A 9,979-nucleotide genomic window follows, 5' to 3' on the forward strand; every position below is an offset into this window, starting at 1 on the left:
CAGACCGATGCGCCCGGCTTTGCCTTCGTTGTCCGTTCGATGACAATCGATTTTCTAAGACCGGCGATCTTGGACGACCTGCTCGACGTCGTCACGGTCCCGCAAGAGGTGAGGGGCGCGTCGATCGGCTTGCTGCAGGAATGCCGGCGGGGAGACGATCTCCTAGTCACGGCGCGTGTACGCGTGGCGTTTATCTCAGGCGGAAAGGCGCAGCGCATACCGAAGTCGCTGAGGCTTGCAATGGAGAGGGCCTAGATAAATCTGCCCCTCGTTCATGCTGTGGTCTTCCAGCGACCCAATGAAATCAAGGCGTTAGACTTCTGTTGCGATATCGTCAAACCAGAGTTCACCATGCACACCTTACCTTGTGCTCTCCACCGGGCTGCGGCGCCCGATTTTGAGACGTTTCCCGACATGCTCTGGTCCCGTTCCTTTTTCGAGGTCTCAGTCGTTTCCGGCAAGTAAGAGTCAATGACAGCAAGGCTGAATACGCCGGAAAAGGACTGGCAGCTCATATCGGGCGATTATATCGTTGAAGCGAATTGCCCCGCCGGGAAGAAGATCAAGCAAGCTCACCGCAAGCCAGGTTCGGCTGGAAGGCCGCGTTGCGATGACTGCAAGGAGCTCGGCTAGTCCGAGGCGTCCGCCGTCCAATTTCCACCCTACGATGGACTGCAGCACACGGCGACAGACCCAACGCGTTGACAATTTGCGGTAGGTCAGTCTCCCCGCCTTTTCTGACGGTGGAGCGATGAAACATGCACTGGATAATCCGCACCTTGCCCCCCCCCGTGCAGAACGCGAGGCAAATTGATCGGCCCGGCACCACAGCAAGGGGCGCGTCGGCTGGAGCATCGTGGCCGCAACTGGTAGTATGGCTTCCTTCTTCCGCATCTCCTCATCAGTTCCGGCAAGGTCCTTCGCTAGAACATTCATCTCGAATGCGCCCCGCAACCCGAGAGCTCTTAACATCGGAAGCTTGTCGGTCAGGTAACCCAGGCCGGGGCTTAGCTTACGATGTCGACGACATAGTCAACCGCGAGGTTTGACCGTATCAAAAGCTGTATCGGATCGCACCATGCCAGCTGTGAGATCGTGGTAATGTCGGCATCGCCAATTCGATCGGCAATCAACTGATCCACGCCGGAAAAAGCGTAACGTCCTGATCGTCCGACGTACCAACGCCCAATCCCAGGCCAAGCTTGTCATTCCTCCGCCTTGATTAACCCTGACGTGGCGTCACTGCCGCGCACCGCTGCGCGGTCACCGCAAAGATAGGTGTGCAGCACCTGCACGCATGCATCCGCATTCTTGTTGTTGTTCCTCTTGTGGGGCGGAACGAGGGTGATATCAGCTTGGCGATAATACAACGTGTGCTTCTCGAGCATTTCCTTGAAGGTCTTTTGCGGGTTATCGGTCAGCAGCGATGGACGGCTCTTGTCCTTTGAAAGGCGCTTCCGAATCTCGGTCTCGTCGGTCTGCAGCCAGATCGAAACCGCTTTGTCGCCGACGAGGTCTCTGGTCTCGTTACGCATGAACGAGTCGCCACCGATCGCAAGCACCGCGGGCCCTTTCTCAAGCGATTGCGCGATCACCTCCGCCTCTCGCTCCGTGAACCACGGCTCGCCGTTGGTCGCGATGATCTCCGATTTCGATATGCCGGTTGCCTTCTCAATCTGTTTGTCGGAGTCGATGAAAGGCAATCCCAGTCGGCGCGCGAGTGCCGAGCCGATTGTGGATTTGCCGGCGGCTGGAAGTCCGACGAGCACGATCGGCCGTGCGCCGAGGGCTGCGAAAATGTCTCCTGCGATGGCTGACCTCTCCGGCCTTCTTGGTTGTTCTGCAGCGCGCAATCCGAAGACTGCGCTGGCGCCACGTCCGATATTCGCTTCGATCGCCCAGTGGCGGATGTCTTGGGCGCCGTCGGGGATTGCGACCTCCTTGCAAACCTCACGCAGGCGCTGCAGGAGTCTTTCGGCCTTTTCATCCAGTGCGTCGCCGCTGCTCGCCCGCTGCAACTCCTTATAGGTGTCGTGATTGGCAAGCTTGGCCTTGTAGCTCTCCCGAGTATGGAATTCTACCTCGAAGCGGTAGTCGCCCTGAGTGGCGAGCACAGTCTTGACACCGACAAAGGCCGGATTGCGCATCCTGAACCAGTTGGTGGTGCTGATCTCGGAGTAGCCTTGCCCGCAAAAGGCCAGAATGGCCTTCTTGACGGCGCGCGCAAAATCCTTGTCGGGGACTTCAAACACATGACGTACGGCATTGCTGATCAGCTGCGAGTCGCCGCCGGAGCTAGCGGTCATCCCGGTGAGCTGGTCTGTCATCGATCCATTCGATCTCAAGCGACGATCGAAATGGGGCAACTTTATCTCGATATCCGCTAGCCTGAGAGAATCGACGACGTTGAGTGTCGTTGTGGTGATTTCCTGCTCTTCGCTTTTAGCGCGAGACGCTTCAATCTTGGCGCGCTCCACAGCCTCCTCGCGGGTCAGCGTGACCTTCATGGCGGAATCCCCAGCTGTGGGCTGCCGCCGATAAGGTTCGGGCAGAATGCGGTTCTCCACGGCAAGCTTGATCGAGGTTTCCATGATTGAAGCCGCCAGCGTCGGATTGTCCTTCAGATCCTCAAGGGTCGCATCGACATCGAACTTCCCCTGGTTGAGAGGCGCCGCGATGCTCTTGAGGTAGGGTACGGACGTGAGGCCCGGCGTCTGTTGCAGGAGGCGCTGGAGCTCACCGCTTTTCTTCAGAAAGAGGCGGGCACCCGTGTCGGACTTGTAGGCGTCGGTGCCGACCTTGATGCCAAGACTCAGGAGGTTGTTTGCGCTTTGGATCAGATCGTCCGGATTGTACCCATCTGGTCGGGGATCGATGCGCGCGGGATAATGGTCGAGCAATGCCTCGATGCGGTCGCGTGGCTGAGAAGCGGCCGAATAGTGTTCCGCCAGGTCCGGGAAAAGCTCGCACAGCTGTCCGCTCAAGATCGGATTTGCGTCGCTCCCGCTTTCGACTGTTTCGGGCAGGACCTGCTCATCCGTCATCGCTGCCCACGCCTCAAGGTCAGCAACGAGCAACTCGGCCACCTCACGGGCGAGCGGATGGTCCGCGGTCTGTCTATCACCGCTCGCCCTCTCGAGCATGTCTTGAATATCCTGGCCGCTCACCCGCTCCTGGTTCAATAGGTCACGGATATCTCGCCTGAGCTCGTGGTGAACGCCCTCGTAGATGCCAAAGATCGCCCGCTCGGCAAACCAGCGCCGCGCCTGATCGGATTGAGCCAGAAAGGCTCGCTGCAGGGTGCTATAAGTCCCCAAGACACCTAGCGTGGCGGCGAGGATCTGGCGGGCACGACTGAATTGGTAACGATCCTCCTCGATCGCTGGGGTATGCGACTTTGGCGGCTTGAGCGAGCGAAGTCCGCGAGCCTGCTCCTTTTGATCGAACTCGCGTACATGCTCATAAAGCTGCGGCCGGTCGCCGACGATAGCGACGGTATCCCCATCGAAATCACCGTCGAGCTTCTTCTGTTCGGCGGGCGGGACGGCGACCAACGACCCCGCAGCGAACACCTCGGTCGCCTGCAAGATGCCGACGCAGTCCACCAGCGTGTCCGCCTTTACGCGGTCCTTGCTGTTGGTCCAGCCCGAATGGCACTTGACGTCCTCGGCAGACATCACCAGTCCACGGTCGGCGTAGTTGGTCGGCCACATGTTATCCGGCACCACGATCAGAATGCCTTTGGCAAAGAGGCTGGGATCCTCGGCCGCTAGCTTCTCTCCTGACTTTTGTGCGACATTAAAGCTGTACTGGATGGCCACGCAGCTATCGAGAAACGTGGCGGTCGGATCGCCGTCGCGTGCCGATTTGACGCGCTCGGCGGCAAATGGGCGCAGGTTCGGCTTGTCATAGGGGGCTCGCCCGATCAGCACGCCACCAGACAACGTGTCGCTCTTGAGTGTCGTCACATGGAGGCATTCATCACCGGACGGGACGGTGACTGCGCCGGGACCGTCAATGTGTCCGGCCGTCACGGTGCGAAACAGTTCTTCGGACGTCAGCTTTTGCTCTTGCTTGCTCTCAAGCCAGGTCCTGGTCCTCTCGCGCGCCTCGTCCGCCACCTGCTCGCTGCGCGGATAATGTTGCAGCGCCGTGGCCGGCACGGACGATCTCCTTCCCTCACCATAGGCAAGCATCCGATCTGGACCTTCCTGGTGGCAAGCCCGGAGAACAGCTGGCATGTGCTCTGCCAACGAGGCCTTGATGAAGCCGCAGCCATCATGCGGCCGCAAGGCAATCGGGCCTTCCGGCCCGGTCAGTTTGAAAGGATGCTCATCGCTGCCAGGCCGGTCCGGCGCAAGCAGCAAGCTGAAGGTGCCCTCCAGCGCGTAGTCGTGAGGACCGAGCCCTTTGATCGCCGGAGGCGCCGCAAAGCCCCTGCGCTGGATGTAGTAGTAAGCCTCTTTGAAGGGGGCCCAGGCCCGCAAGAGCTGCTCGAAGTCCGTGCCCGGCGCGGTGTCGGCATACGGAATGGCCAATAGCTTGCCGCCGGAAGTCGTCGGCTGCTCGCCGGGAGCGCGGACGGCGATCTCCGCCACCGTCGGTCTCGGCGCCTTTAACTTGCTTCCGCCGAACAGGTCCATGCGGTATGGCACACCATTGACGGCGAGCGTACGCGCCAACATGAAGGCGCTCGGCTTTCCCGGTAGTTGCACCGCGACCACTGGCACGGCCCCCGAGGTCAGGCGATGAAAAATCGAATATCGCGTCTCGGGCTCGGTAGCCATTCGCCGCCCTTGCATGTCCACGACGGGTAACTGCATCAGTCCTGCTTGACCCTGCGGCGGTCTCGGCTCGTGATCCATGGATCGCAACACCTGATGGACGTCGAAGACGGAGGCAGGATGTTGAGCTCGGATCGTGGCCGCATCCTGCGCCATGAACGCATCCAGCGCATCAACTGGACTTTCGGCCTCGATCTGCGCGATCAGATTCCAGCTCATATTGGAAAGGTCGTTTGCGATGAGGGTGCGCGTGCTGGCCAGAATTTCCTTGGTCCCGCGCTGCAGCTCCTGCTGCCTCACCTGCAAATCGCGCCTCTTGCCCTCGAGATATGGTCGCCGGAAAAAATTCTCCAGGACCCCACGGGCTTTCAGGACTTGATAGACTGACAAGGCCGGGCAGCGGCTCGCGAATGGTCCGCGGGTCCGCCCAGCCTTGCTTGCCTTGAGGTGTGCCTCGATCTTGTGCTCCACAACTGGTTGGATGTCGTTCAGCAAGTTCAGGGCTTGCCTGCGGTGCCAGCGCAGTTGCTTGCGCGGGCTGCGCGCCAGCGGCAGCAGAGCGGCACAGAGATTGCCCATGGTTTCGAGATTGTTCTCGGCGGCGAAACCAGGAAGGCGGTGTAACTCGGTGAGCCGATTTAGCCCTGACGGTGCAAGCAAACCGAGGTCGTCGAACAGCTGGGCCTTGGCCAGCACCTTGAAAATGGTGGTGATGTTCAGAACATCCGTCCGCTCCAGCCGATCATTGGCATAGTGAAAGTAATGGGCGAGCTGATGCAGCCGATCCCGCAGCGGAGTGCCTTCGGCAATCTCTCCGCTCTCGTCTGCCTTCATGACACCTCGCCCCAGAGCGTTGGCGATCATGCTGAGCTCAGGCATCGTGAACACGCCGAATTGTCGATCTCCCCCACCGAGACCGCGCGCGATGTGCACTACGGCCTGGTAGCACGCAGGCTCTTCCGGCCACTTGCTGAAACCATTCAGCAGGTTCGCCAGTTCCTGGCTATTGAAACTTGAGAGCCGGCCGGCCCGGGCGGAGTCAAGGATCTCATTGGCTATCGCGACCGTGGCTTCCCGACAATCCCCTTCTTTGGACCACTTGCTGAAAGCGTTCACCAGGTTCGCCAGCTCCTGGTTATTAAAGTGCGAGAGCCGGTCGGAGCCGAGAATCTCACTGGCGATCGCGACCGTGGCTTGGCCACAGGCCGTCTCGGCGGGCCACTTGCTGAAAGCGTTCACCAGGTTCGCCAAGTCCTGCTTGTTGAAGCCGGCGAGCCGGTTATCGCCGCAGATCTTACCGGCGACCGCGACTGTGGCTTGGCCACAAGTCGGATCGTCCGGCCACTTGCTGAAGGCGGCCACCAATCGTGCGAGGTCCTGGTTATTTAACCTTGAGAGCCGATCGGGGCCAAGGATCTCATTGGCGATCGCGGCTGTGGCCTGTCCAAAGGTCGGATTGTCCGGCCACTTGCTGAAGCCGCTCACCAGATTCGACAGGTGTTGCGGCGTAAACTGAGAGAGTCGGCCGCTCCCGCCGACTTCATCAGCGATCGCAACTGCGGCTCGGCAACAGGTCGAATTGTCCTGCCACTTGCTGAAGCCGTTCACCAGGTTCGCCAGCTCCTGCGGCGTAAAACCACGGTCGTTGTGATCGGCGCGGCGGCGGAGAATCTCACTGGCAATGGTGGCGGTAGCTTGGCCACAGGTCGTCGCACCCGGCCACTTGCTGAAGGCATTTACCAGGTTCGCTAACTGCTGCGGAGTAAACTGAGAGAGCCGACCGCTCCGATCGACTTCATCGGCGATCGCGGCTGCGGCTCGGCCACAGTTCGGATTGTCCGGCCACTTGCTGAAGCCGTTCGCCAGATTCGCCAACTCCTGCGGCGAAAAACCAGAGAAACGGTCCTTGTAATCGGCGCGGCGGCGAAGGATCTCACTGGCAACGGCGGCGGTGACTTGGCCACAGGTCGTCGCGCCCGGCCACTTGCTGAAGCCGTTCACTAGGTTCGCAAGCTCCTGGTGGTTGAAGGTTGAGAGCCGGTCGGAACGTCGATCGGAGCCAATGATCTCATTGGCCATCGCGACTGCGGCTCGGCCACAGGTCGGACTGTCCGGCCACTTGCTGAAGCCGTTCACCAGGTTCGCCAGCTCCTGCGCACTATACGCTGAGAGCCGTTCGTTATCGCAGACCTGACGGGCGATTGCGGCCGTGGCTCGGCTGCAGGCCGTCTCGTCCGACCGCTTGCTGAAAGCGTTCACGAGGCTCGCCAAGCCCTGGCTATTAAAACCTGAAAGGCGGTCGGCACGCCGGGCGGGGCCCAGGACCTCATTGGCTATCGCGACCGTGGCTTGGCTACAGGCCGTCTCGTCCGACCACTTGCTGAAGGCGTTCGCCAGGTTCGCCAACCCCTGGTTATTAAAGCCGTAGAGGCGGTCGACACCCAGGATCTCATTGGCTATCGCGGCTGTGGCTTGGCCACAGGTCGTCTCTTCCGGCCACTTGCTGAACCCGTTTACCAGGTTCGACAAGCACTGCGGACTAAAGTCAGAGAGCCGGTCGCGGCCGTCGACCTCTCTGGCAGCCGCAACGATGCCGTCGCGACAGTCCACCTCTTTCGGCCACTTGCTGAACCCATTTACCAGTAATGACAGATTTTGACTGTTCAGCTCGTGAAGTACCCAGTTTTCGTCGCGACAGAATCTGGCGATTTTCTTCGTTGCGTCGCGGCAGGTCGTCGAATCGGGGTGACGACCGAACGACAACGCCAGAAGCGAAAGCGCTTTCGGCTCGACTTTCTTCATCAGCCGCCGATCAAGCCGCGATACCTGTCCTGCCATGGCCTGGCAGGCTCGCAGACCTGCTTGACCTCCAGCCGGCTGGCTTACGGCGTTGCACGTCGTCGCGTAGCCCCAAGAGTTCCCGCGGCGAACATCGTCCTCCCAGCGCGGCACGAAGACATCCTTGAAATGGGTCGCAGCCTTTTGCAGGAAGGTTGTCAGTTCTGGCATCCTCAGCTGCTTAGGATGTCCCTGTTTTGTATGGTTCACCACAGCGGTCGAAAATGTACAGAGGTCGTGGGCGCGACATGCGCGGTCAATCGTTTCTACCGCCGTACGAAACCTCGGCTCTTCAAGCTCTGCGCGTCTATGTCGCTCCGAGGTTGCACCGTGCACGCTAGAGCCGGCCACCTCGTCGAGGCGTCGCTTTCCGAGGCCGCCACCGAGGGTGGATCTGGCTTGGCTATCGCGCAAGAACGCGTCCGTTTGCGACGACCCGGCTGCTCGATCGTCCTGCAAATGTTCGCTGCCAAAACGCTCCGAGGTTGTTCGCCGATTTGGCGCATCACGATCAGATCGATAGGGCTGCCCCTGCACGCTCACAGCAGCGACTTCACCGCCACGCGACCTTCCTGACCCAACCCGGAGATCGGGTACGAATTGCCCATGTGGTGGCGACGCATCCAGTTGCGAGTTCCCTTGTGCTTGATCGGTACGCCGGGGTTCACGGCGAGAACGTGGGAAGCTTGACCCTCGATCTAGCGCCTCACGATAAGATCTATCGCCCGGTTCATGAAAGCTATCTTCGATACTCTGCGTTCCTGTTTCAGGCTGCCGGAATTCGCGACGAGGGCGGGGCGCACGTGCTTGCGAACTTCCGGATGCTCGATCCCTTCGCCAAGGTTCAGCGCCAGAACGTGAGGAGCTTGCTTCCCGATTTGGTTTACCAGACTGTTGAGAATCAGAAGAGATACGCTGCAAGACAGAGCCGAACGATGGGCTTCCTTCTCCGCCGGCATCGCCCAATTCAGTGCGAATCCCGTCCGTGTCCTCAGTCCCGTCGGCTGAAGGTTGGGAAGCGCCCGACGGCCAACGTCCGCTAATATTCATCAAAGTCCATCTCCGGTTCAGGCGACAATGTGTTCGCTATGGTGGTGAAATTGCTGTCCCGTTTCGTCGAATGCGCACAAGCATCAATGCCGCGCCCGGATCAGTAAGGGCGGATAGGTTTCAGTAAGGGCGGATAGGTTCGGTTCTTGGGTCATGACATGACCTCGCTCGGCCGCGAAGCTTCCCATCTAGATGGTCAATGCCGCATTTGGAGTGCCTGGTTCCATCGGTCGATCGAATTGTTCTGATCCACACTACTCTCGCTCAAGATGATCGAGGTTTGGCAACCTCCGAGCTCAGCTCGGATCTGGCGTACCGACCGCAGGGGGTTCAAGTTGAGAAGCTGATCGTCGAGCTCGAAAACAACAGCCTGTCGAAATCTGACAAATGCCCCTGCAATCTGCACTGCGGCCGAGCCAAGAGCCGCTTCGAAGGCCTTGCGCTGGTCAGTTGCCCCGAGATCTCATACTAGGGGCGCTAGCTTTCGAGAAGCTGACGAGCCTCGGCCGACAATTGGCTCGACATTGAGGACGCCGTTGACTCTCAACTGAAAGGGCCAAGCTGATCCCTGGGCTCGGCGCAGAACGTGTTCGGTTTCGTCCGCAAGCTCGTCGAGCTGGGCCAAACTCGGCGGCGGAATACCTTGCTCGATAGAGATCTGCAACGTGGCGGCGACGATCGCGCGGGCAACGGCGCGTGGAGCTTGAGGGTGATCCAGAGCATCGCCCGTAGCCCTGGCAGCCCGGATCAATTTAACCCCTGTCGCGAAGGCCGTCTCGAGATTGAGCGCCTTGAGCTTGCCGGTGCGGGTAGCGGTCAATGTGAAGGTATCGGGGTTGGCTTTAAGCTCGAGAGAAGGAGGTATCTGACCAGGCGCCTGCTCGACGTCGTCACGGTCCCGCAAGAGGTGAGGGGGCGCGTCGATCGCCTTGCTGCAGGAATGCAGGCGGGGACGGATCGGGCATCGATAGCGGGATCATCCTCAGCCAGGCCGCGCTTGAACTGTTGGCATCGGCCTACCTGGAAGCACAGAAGATCAAGATGCCTGCCCGGGGCAGGACGGCCGACCAACTGCGGGAAGTGCTGCGCCGGCTCGGCATTCCTGTTGCGATTCCCGCTGGCCGGCTTGCAGGAAGGGCACCGAGTTTGTGCAGCCTATGATAGGCTGTGATGAGCAAGCTCTAGGTGGTGTGGACTCTAAGGATTCCCTTTTAGGAGCAAATCAGATTCAAGGCTGCTTTTGGGGAGGCCGCCTTGGGTGTGATGGACCGTTTGGTATTGAGCGACGCGGCGTGGGAGCGGATGGC

5 protein-coding genes are annotated in these 9,979 nt (G+C 60.0%); 2 read left to right on the forward strand and 3 right to left on the reverse strand.

Features of this window, described 5'->3' with window-relative positions:
* Positions 1–255, forward strand: a 255-nt coding sequence (locus tag FNJ47_RS41140) for an acyl-CoA thioesterase (RefSeq protein ID WP_283811360.1), incomplete at its 5' end; no start/stop codon positions are given.
* Between the two features lie 950 nt (positions 256–1,205).
* Here FNJ47_RS41140 and xopAD read toward each other — a convergent pair.
* The 3 genes from xopAD to FNJ47_RS41155 form a co-directional block, all read right to left on the reverse strand.
* Positions 1,206–7,793 carry a XopAD/skwp family type III secretion system effector gene (xopAD, locus tag FNJ47_RS41150; RefSeq protein WP_236000416.1) on the reverse strand — a complete coding sequence of 2,196 codons (6,588 nt, stop codon included), beginning with the start codon at positions 7,791–7,793 and terminating at the stop codon, positions 1,206–1,208.
* A gap of 527 nt (positions 7,794–8,320) precedes the next feature.
* Positions 8,321–8,581: a hypothetical protein gene (locus FNJ47_RS51890; protein WP_236000417.1), complete on the reverse strand. Its 261-nt coding sequence runs from the start codon at positions 8,579–8,581 to the stop codon at positions 8,321–8,323.
* A gap of 554 nt (positions 8,582–9,135) precedes the next feature.
* Positions 9,136–9,576 carry a hypothetical protein gene (locus FNJ47_RS41155; protein ID WP_163161896.1) on the reverse strand — a complete coding sequence of 147 codons (441 nt, stop codon included), beginning with the start codon at positions 9,574–9,576 and terminating at the stop codon, positions 9,136–9,138.
* Between the two features lie 59 nt (positions 9,577–9,635).
* On the opposite strand from FNJ47_RS41155, the gene FNJ47_RS55560 reads away from it, so the two are divergent.
* Entirely contained in the window at positions 9,636–9,833 is a 198-nt protein-coding gene (locus FNJ47_RS55560) for a hypothetical protein (protein ID WP_488226105.1), read from the forward strand.
* Positions 9,834–9,979 lie beyond the last annotated feature (146 nt).

This window comes from Bradyrhizobium uaiense (assembly GCF_010811875.1).
Lineage (GTDB): Bacteria > Pseudomonadota > Alphaproteobacteria > Rhizobiales > Xanthobacteraceae > Bradyrhizobium > Bradyrhizobium uaiense.